The 19,842-nt window shown below is 60.8% G+C and carries 16 protein-coding genes, 3 tRNA genes, 1 pseudogene and 1 other annotated feature; of the genes and pseudogenes, 8 read left to right on the top strand and 12 right to left on the bottom strand.

The genetic code is table 11. The annotated features are described in order from the left end of the window. Window positions 1–20: 20 nt before the first annotated feature. The 11 genes from tssG to BM267_RS11365 form a co-directional block, all read right to left on the bottom strand. The gene (tssG, locus tag BM267_RS11415; protein ID WP_036990440.1) at window positions 21–1,037 is read right to left on the bottom strand and encodes a type VI secretion system baseplate subunit TssG; all 1,017 of its coding nucleotides are present in this window, start codon (window positions 1,035–1,037) and stop codon (window positions 21–23) included. Beyond that, a complete protein-coding gene (tssF, locus tag BM267_RS11410) occupies window positions 1,001–2,791 on the bottom strand; it encodes a type VI secretion system baseplate subunit TssF (RefSeq protein WP_074780614.1) in 1,791 nt (596 codons plus the stop codon). Before tssF ends, tssG begins: the two co-directional genes overlap by 37 nt. A gap of 44 nt (window positions 2,792–2,835) precedes the next feature. Then, window positions 2,836–3,240: a type VI secretion system baseplate subunit TssE gene (gene tssE, locus BM267_RS11405; protein ID WP_036990437.1), complete on the bottom strand. Its 405-nt coding sequence runs from the start codon at window positions 3,238–3,240 to the stop codon at window positions 2,836–2,838. A gap of 6 nt (window positions 3,241–3,246) precedes the next feature. Next, on the bottom strand, window positions 3,247–4,725 hold the full coding sequence (tssC, locus tag BM267_RS11400; RefSeq protein WP_074780618.1) for a type VI secretion system contractile sheath large subunit: 1,479 nt from the start codon (window positions 4,723–4,725) through the stop codon (window positions 3,247–3,249). Window positions 4,726–4,743: 18 nt separating this feature from the next. Continuing rightward, window positions 4,744–5,247, bottom strand: a complete 504-nt coding sequence (gene tssB / locus BM267_RS11395) for a type VI secretion system contractile sheath small subunit (RefSeq protein WP_036990434.1) — start codon at window positions 5,245–5,247, stop codon at window positions 4,744–4,746. A gap of 12 nt (window positions 5,248–5,259) precedes the next feature. Next, the gene (tssA, locus tag BM267_RS11390; protein ID WP_074780621.1) at window positions 5,260–6,831 is read right to left on the bottom strand and encodes a type VI secretion system protein TssA; all 1,572 of its coding nucleotides are present in this window, start codon (window positions 6,829–6,831) and stop codon (window positions 5,260–5,262) included. A gap of 407 nt (window positions 6,832–7,238) precedes the next feature. Further along, entirely contained in the window at window positions 7,239–8,087 is an 849-nt protein-coding gene (locus BM267_RS11385; protein ID WP_074780624.1) for a PA2778 family cysteine peptidase, read from the bottom strand. Between the two features lie 78 nt (window positions 8,088–8,165). Further along, window positions 8,166–8,531 (bottom strand): PA2779 family protein, encoded by a 366-nt coding sequence (locus tag BM267_RS11380; protein WP_235818282.1) that lies wholly within the window; start codon window positions 8,529–8,531, stop codon window positions 8,166–8,168. A gap of 130 nt (window positions 8,532–8,661) precedes the next feature. Beyond that, window positions 8,662–9,945, bottom strand: coding sequence for an NAD(P)/FAD-dependent oxidoreductase (locus BM267_RS11375; RefSeq protein WP_074780627.1), 1,284 nt, complete (start codon window positions 9,943–9,945; stop codon window positions 8,662–8,664). 162 nt (window positions 9,946–10,107) lie between these two features. Beyond that, the gene (locus tag BM267_RS11370; RefSeq protein WP_074780630.1) at window positions 10,108–11,649 is read right to left on the bottom strand and encodes a DHA2 family efflux MFS transporter permease subunit; all 1,542 of its coding nucleotides are present in this window, start codon (window positions 11,647–11,649) and stop codon (window positions 10,108–10,110) included. Further along, entirely contained in the window at window positions 11,642–12,673 is a 1,032-nt protein-coding gene (locus BM267_RS11365) for an HlyD family secretion protein (protein ID WP_074780633.1), read from the bottom strand. The genes BM267_RS11370 and BM267_RS11365 overlap by 8 nt, the downstream gene beginning before the upstream one ends. A gap of 102 nt (window positions 12,674–12,775) precedes the next feature. On the opposite strand from BM267_RS11365, the gene BM267_RS11360 reads away from it, so the two are divergent. The 6 genes from BM267_RS11360 (at window position 12,776) to BM267_RS11335 (ending at window position 16,313) form a co-directional block, all read left to right on the top strand. Continuing rightward, window positions 12,776–13,705 (top strand): LysR family transcriptional regulator, encoded by a 930-nt coding sequence (locus BM267_RS11360; RefSeq protein WP_074780636.1) that lies wholly within the window; start codon window positions 12,776–12,778, stop codon window positions 13,703–13,705. A 53-nt stretch (window positions 13,706–13,758) separates the two neighbouring features. Further along, window positions 13,759–15,246 (top strand): glutamate--tRNA ligase, encoded by a 1,488-nt coding sequence (gltX, locus tag BM267_RS11355; protein WP_074780639.1) that lies wholly within the window; start codon window positions 13,759–13,761, stop codon window positions 15,244–15,246. 93 nt (window positions 15,247–15,339) lie between these two features. Continuing rightward, window positions 15,340–15,415, top strand: a tRNA-Ala gene (locus BM267_RS11350). Between the two features lie 103 nt (window positions 15,416–15,518). Beyond that, a tRNA-Glu gene (locus BM267_RS11345) sits at window positions 15,519–15,594 on the top strand. 39 nt (window positions 15,595–15,633) lie between these two features. Next, window positions 15,634–15,709, top strand: a tRNA-Ala gene (locus tag BM267_RS11340). A gap of 235 nt (window positions 15,710–15,944) precedes the next feature. After that, window positions 15,945–16,313: a GFA family protein gene (locus tag BM267_RS11335; RefSeq protein ID WP_074780642.1), complete on the top strand. Its 369-nt coding sequence runs from the start codon at window positions 15,945–15,947 to the stop codon at window positions 16,311–16,313. 15 nt (window positions 16,314–16,328) lie between these two features. Here BM267_RS11335 and BM267_RS11330 read toward each other — a convergent pair whose 3' ends face one another. Continuing rightward, the gene (locus tag BM267_RS11330; protein ID WP_074780645.1) at window positions 16,329–18,308 is read right to left on the bottom strand and encodes an alkaline phosphatase D family protein; all 1,980 of its coding nucleotides are present in this window, start codon (window positions 18,306–18,308) and stop codon (window positions 16,329–16,331) included. Between the two features lie 229 nt (window positions 18,309–18,537). Between BM267_RS11330 and BM267_RS11325 the strand changes: the two genes are divergently transcribed. Both BM267_RS11325 and BM267_RS16605 read left to right on the top strand, forming a co-directional pair. Beyond that, window positions 18,538–19,359 carry an alpha/beta fold hydrolase gene (locus tag BM267_RS11325; protein WP_074780648.1) on the top strand — a complete coding sequence of 274 codons (822 nt, stop codon included), beginning with the start codon at window positions 18,538–18,540 and terminating at the stop codon, window positions 19,357–19,359. Window positions 19,360–19,397: 38 nt separating this feature from the next. Further along, window positions 19,398–19,842 (top strand): annotated as a pseudogene (locus tag BM267_RS16605) (IS3 family transposase); the annotation flags it as partial. Further along, window positions 19,460–19,591: a sequence feature (AL1L pseudoknot), on the top strand. Its footprint overlaps the pseudogene before it by 132 nt.

The raw sequence follows: 19,842 nt of genomic DNA, 5'->3' as shown, positions 1-19,842 counted from the left end.
TCCGTCCTTAGTTTTGAATCTCAGAGCGCCTGATGCGGCTGGCTGCCGAGGGTGACCATGGCATCGGCGTGCTCGCAGCCCAGCCAGCTGGTCCAGCCCAGGCGACAGGTGTTGCCGGCGCCCAGGCGCAGCTCACGAATTTCATCCGGTCGCAGGTGCAGGCGCACGTCATAGTCCAGCGGGGTGCGCAGCACGAACCGGATCAGCACGCGCAACGGCTGGTTGTCGCAGCCGGGTGGCAGAAAGTCATGAAAGCGCGCCCAATCCAGATTGAGGATGTGGATGCGGAACTTGCCGCTGCGATCACGCACCCGCTCGCCGAGCACCAGGCTATCGCCAAGGGTGCTGTTGCCCAGGCCCAGCTGGCAGCGCTGATCGCCGGGAATATCCACCTCGCGCTCCAGGCACTGTTCGATATGCAACTGCTCATGCTTGAAGTAGTAGCGCAGTACCGATTCGACCATTGCCGCCGATTGCGCCCGCAGACTGAGCAGGCCCAGGTAGGGCAGCAGGCGTTTCCAGTTCAGCTCCGTGGAGTGGCGAATGGTGTTGCCACTCAGGCCGATCAGCGAAAACAGCAGGGCGGACACCGGGTCGCGCCCGCCGGGCTTGAAGCGGGCGTGATAGCGGTACTTCTGCCACACCGGCAACAGCAGCCGCTGGAGTCTGTTATTGAACAGATCCATGAACATGCGGGTGGGATTGCCATCGACCCCGTCGCCCAACGCCTGTTCGCCATAGAAGGCCGGCAGGGGTGAGCCGGCGCCGAACAGGCTGACCAGGTTCACCCGCAGGCGGGCCCGCAGCTCGCCGCGTTCCTCGAAATACTCCACCGATTCGATCTCGCTGCCGGGAAACCCCATGCTCGGGTTTGCCTGCAATTCCAGTCGCTCGTACAGCGCCTCATCATCCAGCTCGGGATGGGCCTGACGCAGGCGCTCCTGCACCAGTTGCACACCCTGAAACAGGCTGTACTCGCGGATGCTGCGCACGATCGGACTCAAAGCAGGGGCTGTTGCCCCATGCGTGGCGGCCATTGATATATCTCTCCCTTGGAACTCTTGACCCGCAACTCGTGGTAGGAGTTGAGGCTGGCGTAGAGCGCGAAAAACTCATTGAGTACAGAGGCGAACAGGAACAGATCGCCTTCGCCCAGATAGCCATCGGCATCCATGCTCAACTCGGTGCGGATGCCGCGTACGGGCAGGCCGCGGTGCAGACGGTCAACATGGGTGTGGTTGATGTGCTTGAGGCCGCCGAGCAGACGCTTGCTGACCTTGGCAGCATGCTGGTCGGTATGCCGGGGCAGGTCGTAGGTCTCGAGGATCACCTTGAGCGCCTCGACATTCGACAGCGACAGATAATTCAGCGACATGTTGCTGATCAGCTTCCACAGGAAGTCGCGATGCAGCGGCGGCGCGTGACAGGGCGTGACGGCGCTGATATTGCGAAACCCGAGAAATTCCGGGGTGCCTTCGCAGGGCTGGCAGATATCGCCCAGCGCCAGTTTCTGCGGCAGGTTCTGATTGGTACAGGTCAGCTCCACTGACAGCGTCTCGTGATGCTCCAGCGTATACAGACCGAAACTGAGAAAGGTCTCCAGCCCATCGCCGACCGGCGAGGCATGCTGGCGCATGCTGTAGTACGGCCGGGATGTATCGGCGCCGAAGCTGGTGTCGTGCTCGAAGGACTCGAAGGGCACATATTCCTCATAGCCCTGGCCACCGGGCTTCCAGCCGGTGACCCGGTCGATGGAGAACACGCCGCAGTGGCGGTTGCCGTAGGTAGCTGGGCGCAGCAGATACTGATCCTGACGACCATCGAGCCGAATGGGTGTGGCGTCGTGGGTGAACAGATTGACGATGGGCGTGCAGTACAGCCGCACGTTGTCCACCGAGGGTCTGATGCGCTGCTCCCCGGTCTTGGCGATATGGCAGCGCAACTCCAGCCCCCGTGCCTGCTTCAGCAGTGCCGCCGGCAGCCGCTGCAGGACATTCAGGCCAAGGATATCGACGAACAGGAACTTGTCCTGAAAGGCGAAATATTCCTGTATGTAGCGGTAGCCGCGAAAGGTATTGAGCGGGTAGGGGATCATCGCCTCTTCATCGGCGAAGCCCACTTGCTGTATCTGCTCCTGGCCCAGCTGCAGCATCTGCGCCGACACCTCGGCGGGCAGCTCCAGCGGAGCGCCGTGACGGTCTAGCAAGACCAGCTCGAGGCTCTGCAGATTGCGCACCAGGCCGAGCAACAGCATCTGGCTGATATAGCGCTCGCCGGCGAAATGCAGGCGTAACTGCCGCAGATTGATATCTGCCAGACTGCCGGGTGCGCTCATCATCAACTGCAGATTGAGCAGCGCACCGTTGCCCTTGACCGAATAATCCAGAGCATGCATCGCCAGCGGCAGCACTTCGGTATCGTAGTTGGTGCGAAAGCGGCAGCTGACGCCATCCACCGGTCGCGACTCCACCGGTGTATTGCGCGGTACGGTCAGCGCCTCGCCGGCGTGGCGCAGAGGTTCGAACTGCAGAATGCTCATGGCCGGTAGCGGGCGCATGTAGTTCGGCCACAGCAGATGCATCAGGGAATGGGTGAGTTCCGGCAGCTCGTCATCCAGCTTCTGCCGCAGCCGGCCGGTAAGAAACGCGAAGCCTTCGAGCAGTCGCTCGACGTCCGGGTCCTTGCCGCTCTGGCTGAGGAAGGGTGCCAGCGCCGGGCTGCGTTCGGCAAAACGCTTGCCGAGTTGCCGCAAGGCGGTGAGCTCACTCTGATAGTAATGATTGAACGACACTATGCATCCCTGTGTAGTGTTGCAGCCGTTCCGTAGAACAGCTTTTAGGCGACCTGGACCTTGCCGCTGCCATCCAGGCGGGCGGAAAAGTTGACGTTGCACTTGAGATCCTGAACTTCCAGTCGGCCTTCGATGGCGAAAGCCAGACTCAAGGGATCGTGGTCCCGGGGCAGGGCAATTACCCGTACCTGGGACAGTCGCGGCTCATGGGCCTCGATGAATCGTTCGATAGCGAGCCGCGCCTGCTGCAGCGAATCGTGCAGCGACAGGCGCATGTCATTGAGATCCGGCAGTCCGTAATCCGGCAGGGTCAGCACACTGCCGGCGCGGGTGCTGAGCATCTTGGACAGGTGGCTGGCCACCGAGTCCATTGCCGCCCGCTGCAGTTCCCAACCGGCGCGGCTGGCGGTTTCGCCGCCCAGACGCTCGAACAGACTGCCGTAGCCCATGTGCCGTTACTCCTTGTCCAGCTTGCCCACCAGCGACAGGGTGAAATCCGCCCCCATGTACTTGAAGTGCGGACGCACGCTGAGGGTGACCCGGTACCAACCCGGCTCGCCTTCCACATCGGCCACGCTGATCTGCGCCGCGCGCAACGGGCGTCGGCCACGGACTTCCGGGTTGGGATTGTCCTGATCAGCCACGTACTGGCGAATCCAACGGTTCAGCTCCAGCTCCAGGTCGGTGCGTTCCTTCCAGGAGCCGATCTGCTCGCGCTGCAGCACCTTGAGGTAATGGGCCAGGCGGTTGACGACGAACAGGTAGGGCAACTGGGTACCGAGCCGGTAGTTGAGCTCCGCCGCCTTGCCTTCTTCGGAGTTGCCGAAGAACTTGGCTTTCTGCGTCGAGTTGGCGGAGAAGAAGGCGGCGTTGTCGCTGCCCTTGCGCATGGTCAGGGCAATGAAACCTTCATCGGCCAGTTCGTACTCGCGGCGATCGGACACCAACACCTCGGTGGGGATCTTGGTTTCGATTTCGCCCATGCTCTCGAAATGATGCAGCGGCAGGTCATCGACCGCCCCGCCGCTCTGCGGGCCGATGATGTTCGGGCACCAGCGGAACTTGGCGAAGCTCTCGGTCAGGCGGGTAGCGAAGGTGAACGCGGTGTTGCCCCACAGGTAATGCTCGTGGCTGTTGGCGACGTTCTCCTTGTAGACGAAGCTCTTCACCGGATTGTCTTCCGGGTCGTAGGGATTGCGCAGCAGAAAGCGTGGCAGTGTCAGGCCGACGTAGCGTGCATCCTCGCGCTCGCGAAAGCCCTGCCACTTGGCAAACTGCGGGCCTTCGAAATGATCCTTGAGATCCTTGATGTCCGGCAGGCCGGTGAAGCTTTCCAGACCGAAGAAACGCGGACCCGCGGAAGCGATGAATGGCGCGTGGGACATACTGGCGACGCTGGCGACGTGCTGCAGGGTCTTGATGTCCTGGGAGCTGGGATCGAAATAATAGTTGGCGATCAGGGCGCCGACCGGCTGGCCGCCGAACTGGCCGTATTCAGCGGTATAGACATGTTTGTACAGGCCGGACTGGACAATCTCCGGGCTATCCTCGAAGTCCTCGAGCAGATCCTGCTTGGAGGCATTGATCATCTCGAACTTGATGTTCTCGCGGAAATCGGTGCGGTCGACCAGCAGCTTCAGGCCGCGCCAGGAGGATTCCAGCGCCTGGAAGCGCTCATGGTGCAGGATCTCGTCCATCTGCTGGCTGAGCTTGGCATCGATCTCGGCGATCATCCGGTCGACCATGGCCTTCTTGACCGGCTCCTTGTCGTTATGGGGCTTCAGCAGCTCCTCGATGAAAGCGGACACGCCGCGGCGGGCGATACCGTAGGCTTCATCGTCCGGGGTCAGGCGGGTCTCGGCGATGATGCGATCGAGAATGCTGGCGTCTTCGCTGGCGCTGGGTGCGCTGATGGCGGTTGTCTGGGTGCTCATGCTTGCGTCCTTGTGTGGTCAGGCGTCCGGTTGTTGTTGGGCCAGGCCCAGTTCGGCGAGTACACGCTCCCGGGAGTCGTCGTCGCTGAGCACGCTTTCGATCGCCTTGCGGAAAGCCGGTGCGTTGCCCAGCGGACCCTTCAGGGCGACCAGGGCATCGCGCAGCTCCATGAGCTTGCGCAGCTCCGGTACCTGATCGACCAGGCTGGCGGGATTGAAGTCCTTCATGGAATTGATCTGCAGGTTGACAGCGAGGTCTTCCCGGGCCGCGTCATCCTGCAGCCGGTTGGGCACGTTGAAGCTCAGGTTCAGCTCCTGCTTGGCCAGCACCTCGTCGAAGGTGGCCTTGTCGATGGCGATTGGCTTGCGATCCTCGATCTTGCGCTCGTCCTCGCGCTGGGTGAAATCGCCCAGCACCATGAGCTTCAGCGGCAGCTCGATCTCCTCCGCCGCGCCGTTGGTATCGGGGGTGAAGGTGACGTTGATCCGTTCTTTGGGTGCTACTGTGCCTTCTTTGGCCATTCTGTTTCTCCGCTACTTTGATGGCCCGAGGGCCTTGTTCAGTACCACTTCGAGATCGAAGTGGCACAGCCGGTGGAAGATCTCTTCCCTGCGATCACGCACAAGCTGACTCTGCGGCAGCAATTCACAGCAGGCATGCAACAGACGCAGTACCTCCAGGTTCAGGTTGGGTTCCCAGCGGTCCAGCTCGGCGCACTGGAGCCTTTGCTGCAGCGCATCGAGACGGGCGTAGGCGATGTCGTGCTGGCGCGCGTGGTAACACAGGCGCGCCTCGGCCAACTGCCAGTGAAAACGGGCTCGTTCGCCATGGCTCTGCCGGCTACCTTGCAGCAGCAATTGCATGGCCGGACGCAGGCCGTCCTTTCTTAACAGGTCCAGGGCTTCCTGCAGGGCTATATCCCAGGGCGCGCCAGCCTCGCTGGTGGTCTGGCAGCCAGTGATCTGCGGGGTGGTGCTGACCGCGATGATTCGACTGCCAATCCATTGCCGGGTATCGATGTCGGCGAAGGGCTCGCCATCATGAAAGCGCAGTTCCTCCAGCCCCGGCAGACGGCTCAGCAAGTGACGAAGCTGGTTTTCGACTTCCTGCATGGCCGGCTGGGCACCCAACGCTTCCAGACAGCGCCAGGCAAGATACTGGCCGCTCAACCAGAAGGGGGCACGATTGAGGCTGGCTTCGACTTCGCTGAACAGGCTTTGATACTGCCCCTGGTTGAAGCGCTCCTGAAAGGCCTTGAGACGATCGGCTGGCAGGTTGCGCAGGCTGGTGACATGGTCGGCATCATGCTCCGGCAGGCCGTCGATGGGCAGCCACAACAGTGTGCGGGCAAGTCGTACCGCGCGGACGTCGCCGGGGTTCTGGTGCTGCCACCAGCTGGTCAGAGAACGAGCCTGGTCCTGCAGAACGCGCAGGCTGCGGTGGGCATCGCGGCTATCGACAATGGGCGCGTCAGTGGTTGCGAAAGCGTGTGTGGCCGGAGGCAGTGGCTGGCTAGCTGGCGGTACCGACGCTGGCGTCGCCGCGGCGGGCTGTGGGTTCGCTTCGACGCGTTTCAGCAATTCTTCGACCCGACGATAAAGCGGCGCGAGTGGGGGGGCATCCTGAAGATGCGCAGCAAACAAGGTATCGAGTTCGCGCAGATCACCCGCGATGCTGCTGAACAATGCCATCTGCGCGGCGTCGGGTGTCTGCTCGCCGAGCACCTGCTCCAGGCGCGTGCACAGCCAGCTTATGGCTGCGGTTCGGGTGCGGGTGCGCTGCGGGTGCAACGTTTGCCAATGCTCGATGCAGGCATGGCGCAGCATGCCCAGGCCGGCTGCCAGGCCGGCGATGCTTTCGGTGTGATACAGGCTCCAGATCAGCCAGCAGGCGACGCGCAGATCCTTGGACTGGGTCTGCAGCAACTGCTCGGCGCGTTCCCGGACGATTGCCCAGTCGGTACCCGTGGTGCGATGGACGGACGTGTCCTTGGCCAGCTCCTCTTCCAGACTGTCGAATTCGGACGTATAGCGAGCGTCCTCACCGGCGAAATTGTCCGCGGCGATCGGCGTCTCCATTAAATTGATGTAATTTTCATCCAGCATGTTTCACATCAATCCCTGATAAATAGATGAGTTCCGTCGCCAGCCAGAAAGAGTGTTCAGGCAGATATACAAAGTGCGCAAGAAGTTGCGCAGGTGAGTTGTGCAGTAAGTTGCGCACCCCCTCGAAATACGGCTCGTATCCTATTGATCGGCAGGCTGTGGTTCAAGGCGGATAATGTGACCTGATCTACTTTATAGGCAATTAAGTCGCCTCATGCATCACAGTGTGAACCGCGTCGTAGACGGGTGTATGCAGGCATTGCTGCGCAAGAGTCAGTCAGGATTTACTACGAATGGGTTATTGAATTAGCCGCCGTTTAAGTGGCGGCTATTCAATTTGCGAGAGTGTTTTCAGGTTTTTAGTTAGTTGTGGGTGTGTTGTTTTGAAATGGCTCACAAGTTTCGGATTAATTGCTTGCTGCGCACTTCAAGTTGGTGCATGACGCGGGCTTGTCAAGTTGCTCGCTGCACTGGCGGGCTTGTTTGGCTTGGCTCGTACAGCCCAGGGTTTCGAGGCCCGTGGCCAGATTATTCCAGCCGGGTTGAAAGTCGGGGAAGTCATTCACCAGGCGCTGGAACTGCTCCAAGGCAACCTGCCTGTCGTTGAGAGCCCAATGGGTATTACCCAGACCCAGGCGCGCAGCCGGTTGCTCTGGCCACTCAGCCACGGCTCGCTGATAGGAACGCAGCGCGCTCTGTAGGCGACCGGTCTGTTCCAGGTCACTGGCGGCCTTCAGGTAAGTGAGCGGTTTGGCCGTGGCGGGTAATTCACCGGGCGGGAGCATTACCCTGGCCCAGCGGTCGGCCCGATCCCAGGTGCGCATGAACACCTGGAAGGGTTCCCTCTGGGCAGCGTTCAGGCCGCTGTGCACGATCATCTCTTCGGCAGCAAGGTCGTAGCCGATGACAACAGCGTAATGCCACTGCGGATACCAGTTGAAGGCCAGATTCTGCATGACCAATACGGGGTTGCCCGCATTCAATTCGCTGAGAATAGCCTCGAGCTGCTTTTCCAGCGGGTAGACCAGCAGGTCCCGGTCACGGGCGGCGGAGACCATTTCCACTTGCAATGTCCCATTGCGCTCGGGCAGGTAAACGCGGTCTTTCAACTCGTCCGGGGTGGCAGCGATATCACGGTAGTTCAATACCATCGCCAGGGAGGCTGGTCCGCATTGGTAGGCGTCTTGGGCGTGGAAAGGCACGTTGTCCAATACCACTCGGTTGGGGAATTCAGCCAGGTCGGCGGGGTCAGGCATGACGGGAGCGCGCCCGGCGCAGGCTGACAGCAGTGCTGTCAGCCCGAGCAGAGCGGCAATGCGTAGGAAACGCACCGGTTAACGGTTGATGCAGTTGACGAAGCGGAAGACGTTGGTGGCGCAGAGCATGTCGGTGATGATGAAGATGACCAGGAACAGAACGATCACTCCCAGCACACCGGCACCGGCGGGTGCTTCATCCAGCTGGGTATTGAAATAGGCCAGCTCCTCGGCGGTCAGGCTGTTGATGCGCTGTTCGACCTGATCGGGAGAAACCCCCATGCTGGCAAGCTTGTCTTGCACGGCTTCATCATCGAGCATGGACTTGAGCTGGTCGCGATCGACACTGAGCTGTTCGGAGGCAATCACCTCATGGGTACCGACCATGGAGGCCTGGGCGTGGATGCTGGCCATGCTGGTGAACATGAACAGGGCGGCCATCATGATGGACAGATAGCGTCGGGTGGCGGAAGTATGCTTCATGGGGGACTACTCCTTGGATTGGCTCTTGGTTTTTCTTGGTAAACCCTTGCAACACCTCTATGACCGCCATAATACCCTGCGGGTTCCGACCTCAACCACCGAAGCGATCCCGCAATTGGTAATACCAGGCGCCCAGTGCGGTGAACGGCACCCGGAACAGACGGCCGCCAGGGAAGGGGTAATGGGGCAATGCGGCGAAGGCATCGAAGCGTTCGGCCTGGCCGCGAATCGCCTCGGCCAGTACCTTGCCGGCAACATGGGTGTAGGTCACACCGTGGCCGCTGCAGCCCTGGGAATAGTAGATGTTATCTCCCAACCGACCCACTTGCGGTAGCCGCGACAGGGTCAGCAGGAAATTGCCGGTCCAGGCATAATCGATCTTCACATCGCGCAAGGCGGGGAAGGTACGCAGCAGGTTGGGCCGGATCAGCGCCTCGATATTGGCCGGATCGCGCGCACCGTAGACCACGCCGCCGCCAAAGATCAGACGCCGGTCAGCGGACAGGCGATAGTAGTCCAGCAGGTAATTGCAGTCCTCCACACAGTAGTCCTGGGGCAATAGCCGACGTGCCATCTCCTCGCCCAGGGGTTCGGTGGCGATCACCTGGCTGCCGCAGGGCATGGATTTGGCCGCCAGCGGCGCCAGCAGGTCGCCGAGGTAGGCATTGCCGGCGACCACGACGAAGCGGGCGCGGACCTGGCCCTGTGCCGTAAAAACCACAGGCATCGCCCCTTGCTGTACCTTCACTACCGGCGATTGTTCATGGATGATGCCGCCCAGCGATTCCACCGCCGCGGCTTCGCCGAGCACCAGATTCAGTGGGTGGATGTGTCCACCGCTGCGGTCCAGCATACCGCCCACGTAACGCTCGGTGCCGACCACGCTGCGGATCCCCCGGTCATCGAGCAACTCCAGCTGGGTGTGACCATAGCGCTCCCACAGCGCTTTCTGCTGCTCCAGGTGGCGCAGCTGTTTGGCGTTGATGGCGGCAAATACACCACCGTCTTTGAGATCGCAATCGATGGCGTAACGCTGGACCCGCTCGCGGATGATACGTCCACCCTCGAAGGCCATTTCGCCCAACAGTCTGGCCTGCTGCGGGCCAACCTGCTTTTCGATCACATCCAGATCGCGACTATAACTATTGACGATCTGACCGCCATTGCGCCCCGAAGCACCGAATCCGACTCGCGCAGCTTCCAATACCGTGACCCGAAAACCCTGTTCCAGCAGGAACAGCGCCGTGGAAATGCCGGTATAGCCCGCGCCGATCACGCATACATCGGTCTCATGGTCGCCCTGCAGGGCAGGCCGGTCGGGCGCGGGATTGGCGGAAGCGGCGTAATAGGAATCCGGATAAGGCGTATGGCTCATGCTGCGCACCTTGTGTGATATTTTTTACATGCCTTGCATGCTACCGATCCGGTTGAGCGAATGCCAGAGAGGAGGGTGAGCGTCTGCAGCGAACAAGGTTTTTATTGTGGGAGCGGCCAAGGCCGCTCCCACACAGGAATCTCGCAAGGGCGCCTGAGGCTTTCAGGGTTTGCCCAGCGCCTTCGGCAATGCCTTGGTCAACATGATGCACAGCACCGAGCAGGCCAGCATGATGCCGATCAGATGGAAGGCGTCGTTATAGGCCATGATCTGCGCCTGTTCGCGCACCTGCGCATCTAGCATGCGCAGCGCCGCCTCGGAGCTGCCCAGTTGCTCACCGAGCAGCGCCAGGCGCTCGGCTGCTGCCGGATTGCCGAGGCTGACGTGACTGCGCAGAATCTCGAAATAATGTGCAGCCCGGCTATCGAGAATGGTAGCCAGCGCCGCAATACCGATGGCGCCGCCGAGATTGCGCAGAATATTGTACAGGCTGGAAGCCGAGCCGGCCTGGGACGGCGGCAACATCGCCGTGGCAATGATCGACAGCGGCACCAGCACCATGGGCTGCCCGCAGGCGCGGATGATCTGGATGGCAATGAACTGATCCCCGGCAAAGTCCAGGTTGAGCGAGCCGCTGAGAAAGCTGCCGAGGCCGAACAGTGCCAGGCCGAGCGCACAGATCAACCGCGGATCGATATAGCGCATCATGACCGGCACCAGCGGAATCAGCAGCAGTTGCGGCAACCCCATCCACATGATCACCTGGCCGATTTGCAAGGCGTTGTAATCCTGAATCTGCGCCAGGTACAGCGGCAGAATGAACACGGTGCCGTACAACCCCACCCCGAGGCCGATGTTGGCCAGGCTGCCAAGTAGGAAGTTGCGCTCCTTGAACAGCCGCAGGTTGACCAGATGATTGTCGCGCGACAGCTGCAGAATGATGAAAATCACCAGGCTGACGAAAGCGATGCTGGCCAGCCAGGTGATCTCGGCCGACTCGAACCAGTCCTCACGCTGGCCCTCTTCCAGAAAGACCTGCAGGCAGCCCAGGCCGATGGCCATGCTCAGGATGCCGGCATAGTCGCCTTTTTTCAGCAACTCCCAGCGCGGCTCGCTCTTGTCCAGCCCGTACAGCAGGCCGAGGGTCATCAACACGCCGGGGACGATGTTGATGTAGAAGATGAATTCCCAACCGTAATTTTCTGTCAGCCAGCCGCCGATGGTCGGGCCGATGGAAGGGGCGAAGGTGGCGGTGATGGCGAACAGTGCCATGCCCTTGGGGCGCACATCCAGCGGCAGCTTGGTGAGTACCAGGGAGAATGCGAAGGGAATCAGCGCGCCGCCTGCCAATCCCTGCAACACCCGAAACACGATCATGCTTTCCAGGTTCCAGGCCATCGAACACAGCAGCGAAGCGATCACGAAGGTAATGGAAATGGCCACGGCAAAGCGCCGCGGTGACATGACCATGGCCAGCCAGGCCGCCAGCGGAATGATGATGATCTCGGCAACCAGATAGGAGGTCGAGATCCACGAGCCTTCTTCAATGGTGGCCGATAGCGCGCCCTGGATGTCCTTGAGCGACGAGTTGATGATCTGGATATCCAGAATAGCCATGAAGGCGCCAAGGATGGCGCTGAGAATGGCGATCCAGTCGCGTCGCGTCGGTGGTGGAATCTGCTGCGTCTGGGCCGTTTCAGTCACGCAGATCGACCTTGACGCTGACCGACATACCCGGACGTATCACCTGGCTCAGTGCATGGTCCTGGTCGAGGCGGACTTTTACCGGAATGCGCTGCACCACCTTGGTGAAATTGCCGGTGGCGTTGTCCGGCGGCAGCAGGCTGAACTGTGCGCCGGAGGCGGGGAACAGGCTGTCGATGGTGCCCTGCATCGGTTGGTCATCGAACGCATCGAAGGTCAGGGTGACGCGCTGATCCTTGCGCATGCGCTTGATCTGGGTTTCCTTGAAGTTGGCCTGCACCCACAGATCCTGGCTCGGTACCAGGGCCAGCAGATGATCACCGGGCTGCACGTTCTGGCCAATGCGCACGGTGCGTTGGCCGACCCGCCCGGGCACCGGTGCATGAATCTCGCTGCGTGACAGGTCCAGCTCGGCCCGGTCCACCTCGCTCTGCGCGGCCTGGATCAGCGCCGCCAGACGATCGATATCGGCGCCGAGGGTGTCCTTGCTGAGAATCTGGGTCTGCAGTTCGGCTTCGGCGCCCCGCACCTGCGCCCGGGCGACATCCAGCTCCGCGCGGAAATTACTCACTTGCTCCTCGGAGGCATAGCCGGACTGGCGCAGGGGCAGGATGCGCTTGATGTCCAGTTCGATGCGGCGCTGTTCCGCCTTGCGCGCTTCGACAGCGGCGCGGGCGGCTTCGATCAGGCTGTCCTGGCGCAGCAGTTGGGCGCGGGCCTGCAGGCGCTCGGCTTCACGGGTGGCGAGATTGGCTTGGGCCTGGGCCAGCGCGTTGGTGAAGTCCCGGGCATCGAGGCGTACCAGCAGGTCGCCGGTATCGACGGTCTGGTTATCGGCGACCAGCACTTCGGTGACCTGGGCGGCAAGCTGGCTGCTGACGCGGGTGATGTCGCCATGCACATAAGCGTTGTCGGTCGTTTCGTAATGCCGACTGATGAACCACCAGTTGGCGAAGAAGGCAGCTGCGGCAAGGGCGATCAGCAACAGGAAGATGAACAGACGAGTGCGAACCCGGGACGGCATGTTTTATTTTCCTTGTTTATTGTGTGAGCCACTCTACCACTGTTGCGCACCGGCCTAATGGCGCTAGAATCCGGAAACTTTGTTGCATGACGGGAACAGTGGATGGGATTGGATGACGCCCTGATCTTCACTCGAGTGGTGGAGTGTCACAGTTTTACCAGCGCGGCGATGACCTTGGGCATGCAGAAGTCCACTGTCAGCCGCCGTATCGCACAATTGGAAGAGCGCCTGAGCGTGCGGTTGCTCAACCGCACCACACGCAAGCTGCGCCTGACCGAGGTGGGGCAGGCCTATTACGAGCGTTGCCGGCAGATCATGCAGGAATTCGCCGAGGCCGAGCAGGCCATCATGCAGTTGCAGCGCGAGCCCACCGGCTTGCTGCGCATCAGCTCGCCGATCGAGTTCGGCCAGCTGTTTCTCGGCGGTGTGGTGGGGGATTTCATGCGCCGCTATCCGGCGATCCAGGTCGAGGTCGAGCTGACCACGCGGGTGGTCGATCCGGTGGAGGAGGGCGTGGACATCGTCATCCACCGAGGCCGGCCGCAGGACTCGAGCCTGGTGGCGCGGTCGATGATGCACAGCCCGCGCCAGCTGTTCGCCAGCCCGGCCTATCTGGCCGAGCACGGTACCCCGCAGAAGCCGGAGGACCTAGTCGATCATCGCTGTATCCATACGCTGATGGATGACGGGCGGAAATGGCACTTTCTGGAGCCGGCGGTGAGCGTGGCTATCAGTCCGGTGCTGACCATCAACAATATTACCTTCGCCCGCGAGGCAGCGCTGGCTGGCGCTGGGGTGATCAATGTGCCGGCCTTCATCGCCGAGGCCCAGGTCGCGGAGGGTACCCTGTGCCGGGTGCTGGAGCATTGCGTGTTACCTTCGACCGAGCTGTATGCCCTGTATCCCTCCCGCCGTTTCCAGGCGATGAAGGTGAAAGCCTTCATCGATTATGTGATTGAGCAGTTGCGGGAGCGGCTGAATGTCGGGGTAGAGCAGGACGAGGGACCGCTGGTAACATTGCCCCCAACCTGAGGCGTTGCTTCACACTATCTGGCCCGCTGCGGCCGCTGTAATCGAGATATTCCATGACCGTCCGTACCCGTATTGCTCCGTCGCCCACTGGAGATCCCCATGTAGGCACCGCCTATATCGCGCTGTTCAATCAGTGCTTCGCCCGCCAGCATGGTGGTCAGTTCATCCTGCGCATCGAGGATACCGATCAGGTGCGCTCCAGTGCCGAGTCGGAGCAGCAGATTCTCGACTCCCTGCGCTGGCTGGGGCTGGAGTGGGACGAAGGTCCGGATATCGGCGGCGCCCATGGTCCGTACCGCCAGAGCGAGCGCAGCGCCATCTACCATGAGCACAGCGAACAGCTGATTGCCAAAGGGCACGCGTTCCGCTGCTTCTGTACCTCCGAGCGCCTCGATACGCTGCGCGCCGAACAGATGGCCAACAAGCAGACTCCCGGCTATGACGGCCACTGCCTGCATCTGTCCGAGCAGGAAGTGACCCAGCGGGTCGCCGCCGGCGAGCCCCACGTGGTGCGCATGAAGGTACCCGCGAGCGGCATCTGCAAGGTGCAGGACATGCTGCGCGGCGAAATCGAGATCCCCTGGGAACAGGTCGACATGCAGGTGCTGATGAAAGCCGATGGCCTGCCTACCTACCACCTGGCCAACGTGGTCGACGATCACCTGATGCAGATCACTCATGTGCTGCGGGGCGAGGAGTGGATCAACTCGGCGCCCAAGCACATCCTGCTGTATCAGTATTTCGGCTGGGACATGCCGCAGCTGTGCCACATGCCGTTGCTGCGCAACCCGGACAAGAGCAAGCTGTCCAAGCGCAAGAACCCGACCAGCATCATCTTCTATCAGCGCATGGGCTATCTGCCCCAGGCGCTGCTCAACTATCTGGGCCGCATGGGCTGGTCCATGCCGGATGAACGCGAGAAATTCTCCCTGGAAGAGATGGTCGAGCATTTCGATATCCAGCGGGTCTCCCTCGGCGGGCCGATCTTCGATGTCGAGAAGCTCGCCTGGCTGAACGGGCAGTGGATTCGCGATCTGTCCGAGCAGGATTTCGTGGACGCCGTACAGAAGTGGGCGCTCAACAGCGATTATCTGCGCCCCATCGTGCCGCTGGTGCAGAGCCGCGTGGAAACCTTCAGCGACCTGATACCGCTGGCTGGTTTCTTCATGACCGGCAAGCTGGAACTGGACCCGGCCCAGTTCGCCCACAAGAAGCTCTCCCAGGATGAAGTGCGCCAGACCCTGCAGCTGCTGCTGTGGAAGCTCGAAGCGCTGCGTCAGTGGGACAAGGACGGCATTACCGCCAGCATCCAGCAGGTCGCCGAGGGGCTGCAGCTCAAGCTGCGGGACCTGATGCCGCTGCTGTTCGTGGCCATCACCGGCCAGGCCAGCTCGGTCTCGGTACTCGATGCCATGGCCCACCTGGGGCCGGATCTGACCCGCTTCCGCCTGCGTCAGGCGCTGGAGCTGCTCGGCGGTGCGTCGAAGAAGGAAGTGAAGGCCTGGGAAAAGCTGTTGGCGGACTTTGCCAGCGCCCAGTGATTTCGGGCTAATTGGCTATAAGTTGCTGTTTTGCGTAATTTTCTGTTGACAGTTTTTGGTGAGAGACCTAATATGCGCCCCGTCCAGAACGACGGGGCTATAGCTCAGCTGGGAGAGCGCCTGCATGGCATGCAGGAGGTCTGCGGTTCGATCCCGCATAGCTCCACCAATTTTTGGGTCATTGCTTTGTGATGACCTGTTTTACACTAGCCGATATGCTTTACTGCATATCTGGTGATGAAACGACAAACATCGTTTCGAGAAGGGTTTGCGTCCCCTTCGTCTAGTGGCCTAGGACACCGCCCTTTCACGGCGGTAACAGGGGTTCGAGTCCCCTAGGGGACGCCATTTTTTACCGACACTTCGGTGTCGGGGTCGAAAGACCACGGGGCTATAGCTCAGCTGGGAGAGCGCCTGCATGGCATGCAGGAGGTCTGCGGTTCGATCCCGCATAGCTCCACCATTTTTTTAAAGGGCCGACACTTGTTGTCGGTCCTTTTTTTTTGCCCTTTTTTCCTTTGCTTTGCTCCGAGCCGCAGAAACGGCTGCCGTTTTTTTTCGGTTGTCGAGCGCCTCAGCCGCGATCGTACCCGACGACGGGCCGTCGGTCGGTGAGGCCAGAAAGACTATTGCCGCTGCCGTTCGAAAAGGCGTTTGATTAGTAGGTTGATAACGCTTCCTGTCTTAGAGAACGCAACATGACCCACTTCACCGGCAGTTGCCTCTGTGGCAACGTTCGTCTCACCGCAACCGGGCAGCCAGACCGCGTCGGCATCTGTCACTGCCTGGACTGCCGCAAGCATCACGGCGCGCTCTTCCATAGCTCAGCCATCTTTTCCCAGGACGCCGTCACCGTGACCGGCGAGACGCACGAGTATCAGGGGCGCCATTTTTGCCCCCGCTGCGGATCGTCAGTCTTTGGGCACACCGCAGATGAAATAGAAGTGAACCTGGGCTCGCTGGACGCCATTGATCAGCTCAAGCCAACCTACGAGCTGTGGACCATCCGGCGCGAGGCCTGGTTGCCGGCGTTTCCGCTGACCGACCGCTATGAGCGTGACCGATAGTCGCTGCCAGAGCAGCTACGCACTGGAGCCTCGCTGTTCAACAGTCACGTCAGCGGCGGTGGAAGCGCCCGGTGTCAGAAACTGAGTGGAAGGCCGACCATCGGCGTTGTGCTGGAGGATGCGGGTAGGCCGGCCCTGTGCATCAAGGAGTACCTGTCCGATCCCGGCACCGTTCCAGACGCGTTCGCCACGGTGGCGCTGATCAGGCAGGCGAGGGCGTATCTTCAGGTCGCGGCGCTGGGTGAACCAGTTCAGTGGCGAGCGCGGCGAGTAGAGCCAGCGGTTGAGCCGGTCCAGCCAATCGAGCAGACGCCGCGGAAACTCATTCTTGATGCCACTGCTGGTGATCTGCCAGATGTGTGGTGCGCGCTCTCGATCACGCACCTGCACATCGTAGGCGAAGGAGTAATGCACATCGCCCGACAGGACCACGTAATTGCCCGGCGTGCGGGAATGCCGAAATATATTGAGCATGACATTGGCCGCGCCACGATGAGCCATCCAGTTCTCGGCATCGACAGTCAGGGCATGGCCGGCGAAGGCACAGATTCGTTGGATGACCTCGATCAGCTTGACCCCGAACATCGGCGTTGGTGACACGATCACCGCCGCGGTTTCATCCAGCAATTCATGCTGCAGCTCGACCAGCGACTCCCAGTTCATCAAGCCCGAGGGGCGGCTGGGTAAGCGCCGGCTACGCCAGCGCCGCGTACGAGTATCGAGCACGATGACAGTAGGGTGCGTGCGTAGCACATAATCCCATTGATTAAACGCCAGCAACTGACCGATGAGCGCGTCCTGGGCGGCAGCATCAAGCCGGGCCTGACTATCGAGCGCCGCGGTCAGCGCCTCCGTCTCGTCGAGCAGCCCGGCAAACACATCGGGACGGTTACCCCAGCCCTGGCACAGCATATAGGCCAGCAGGGCATTGCCCATGATGCGCCGCGAGAAAGGATGACCATAGGCGGTGCTTTCCCACTTCGCCGAGAGGTTCCAGTCGTCGGTGATGTCATGGTCATCAAAGATCATCAGCGTCTGGATGTGGGCGAACAGGCGGGCGGCCTGTGGCAGATCGCGGCAGAAGCCTCGTATAGCATCGGCCTCGTCTTGCCAGCGGACCATATGCTCTGCATCCAGCGCGGGCATTTGTGGCTCTGATACGAGCTGCCAGGGCACCGGCGACCACACCAACAGATACATGGCCATCACCTCGGCCAGCGTCACCAGGTGGTTGTGCGCATTGGCGGTGGTGAAGATCGGCTTTTCCACACCGCCAAAGAACCGCTCACGCAGCGCCTCGTTGGACTTGAAGGCGGGCAGCAACTCCTCGCGGCGGTAATAACCGGCGGGGTGGGCATACAGCTCCTCACTGTCGGTGACAACTGCACCTTCCAGACTTTCGCCATAGAGACCAAGGCGCCGGATCAACGCATGGACCGCCGCGAGCATGGGGCCCGCCACATCATCGGCATACACCTGGTCGCCGCACAGCATGAGCATGGCAGGGCGCGCGTCCGCCTGCCCGATGTGCTCGGCTAACAGGCTGTCGGCCCGCGCAAGCCCGTCTCGCGCGGGATGATGCGGTTTGCGACAGGAACCATAGAGAATGTCATCCGCGCGGCTGCGCAGCACCAGACTCGGCCGCGTCGCGCCCTCATGCAACAGGTGCGGCGCCCATTGCGCGATGTTGGCTTCAACACCGTTCTCCAGTGCGACGATCAAGTCGTAATGAATCAGCGTGTCCTGCGGCAGCGGCTCCGGCAGGCTCACATCGACCAAATGCAAGTACGCATGACGGCCGATGGGAAGAACGCGGCAGCAGCTAGAGTCAAGATTCACCCGCCTGACCGTCCCAGCCTCGGGCTCAAGTTCCAGCATCAAGTGCAGCGGCGTACTGCCGACCAGCCATAACACCAGGCGGCCCGGTTCAAGGCGGCGCAGGATAGGGCCGGCAAGCACGGGAGGAAGGGCATCGGGTATTGGGACTTGGGTCATTGGGAATAGGGTAGTCGAATGTGAAGAGGCCGGAACAGCGTAGCAGAGCCTTATCAAAGACTTTAGCCGCCATATTTAGTTCAGAGCCGACGGTGACTCGCATCGATGAGTTGCCTTACCAATTCCACCAACCAACCTCACATTCATCCCAACGCGACATCCTTGTTCTATCATCACTCTGGTTACTCGCTATACCGTCCTTGAGGCATCCACCTGCAGGAGCCATACCATGACTACCTTCACCACTAGCGATAACGTCACTCTTTTCTACAAAGATTGGGGCTCAGGCCAGCCGATCTTTTTCTCCCACGGCTGGCCGCTGTCATCTGATGCCTGGGATAACCAGATGTTGTTCTTCGGTCAGCAGGGCTATCGGGTCATTGCCCATGATCGCCGGGGCCATGGCCGGTCGGAGCAGACCTGGGATGGTAACAATATGGATCGTTATGCTGACGATCTTGCGGAGCTGTTTAAGCATCTGGATCTTCGCAACGTCATCATGGTTGGTCATTCAACCGGGGGCGGGGAGGTGGCGCACTATATCGGCCGCCATGGTTCTGCGCGGGTGGCTAAAGTGGTAATGGTCGGCGCGGTGCCGCCCTTGATGCTGAAAACCGAGAGCAATCCTGATGGCACCCCAATGGAAGCGTTCGACGGCATTCGTGCGGGCGTTACGTCGGACCGCTCGCAGTTCTTCCGGGATCTGACCGTGCCGTTCTATGGATTCAATCGGGAAGGAGCTGCAGTCAATGAAGGTCTAAAGGAGGCGTTCTGGCTGCAGGGTATGCAGGGCGGCATCAAGGCGCACTTTGACTGTATCCATGAGTTCTCCGCAGTCGATTACACCGCTGACCTGCAAGCCATCGACAAGCCTGTATTGTTCATTCATGGCGACGATGATCAGATCGTCCCGCTGGCTGCTTCTGCTGAGCTGGCTGTAAGGATCGTTAAAGACGCTATCCTGAAAATCTATCCGGGCGACTCCCATGGGCTGGCGCAAGTGAACGCCGATGAGTTCAACACGGACGTGCTGGCGTTCATTCGCCGCTGATCACACACTGAATCGCCCCGAGTATTCTAGACACCCGTCAGGCTCTGGAACGCGAGAACCGGGAACTGCGCAAAGCGAACGAGATTCTGCGCCTGGCCAGTGCGTATTTTGCCCAGGCGGAGCCCGACTGGCCGGCACCCCGGCGCCGCAACAAACCCTGAACGCCTTCGTTGACGAGTACCGTGACCGCTACGGAGTCGAGTCGATCTGTCGGGTAATCCAGATCGCTCCGTCCGGTTATTACGTGCATGCAGCCAAAGCCCGTCAACCCGAACTGCGAAGCGCTCGTGCCAAACAGGACGAGCTGTTGAGCGATAAAATCCAGCGAGTCTGGGATGACAACATGCAGTGCTATGGCGTCGTGAAAGTCTGGAAGCAACTCAAGCGTGAGGGCATTGATATTGCTCGCTGCACGGTACAGCGGCTGATGCGTCAACTGGGCCTGCAGGGCGTTCGTCGCGGTCATGTGATCCGCACCACCAT

Origin of the sequence: Halopseudomonas bauzanensis, from assembly GCF_900114735.1 — a bacterium.
In the GTDB taxonomy this organism is placed as follows: domain Bacteria; phylum Pseudomonadota; class Gammaproteobacteria; order Pseudomonadales; family Pseudomonadaceae; genus Halopseudomonas; species Halopseudomonas bauzanensis.
Note: the sequence above shows the minus strand (reverse complement) of the source record. Positions and strands in the feature narration are given on the sequence as shown.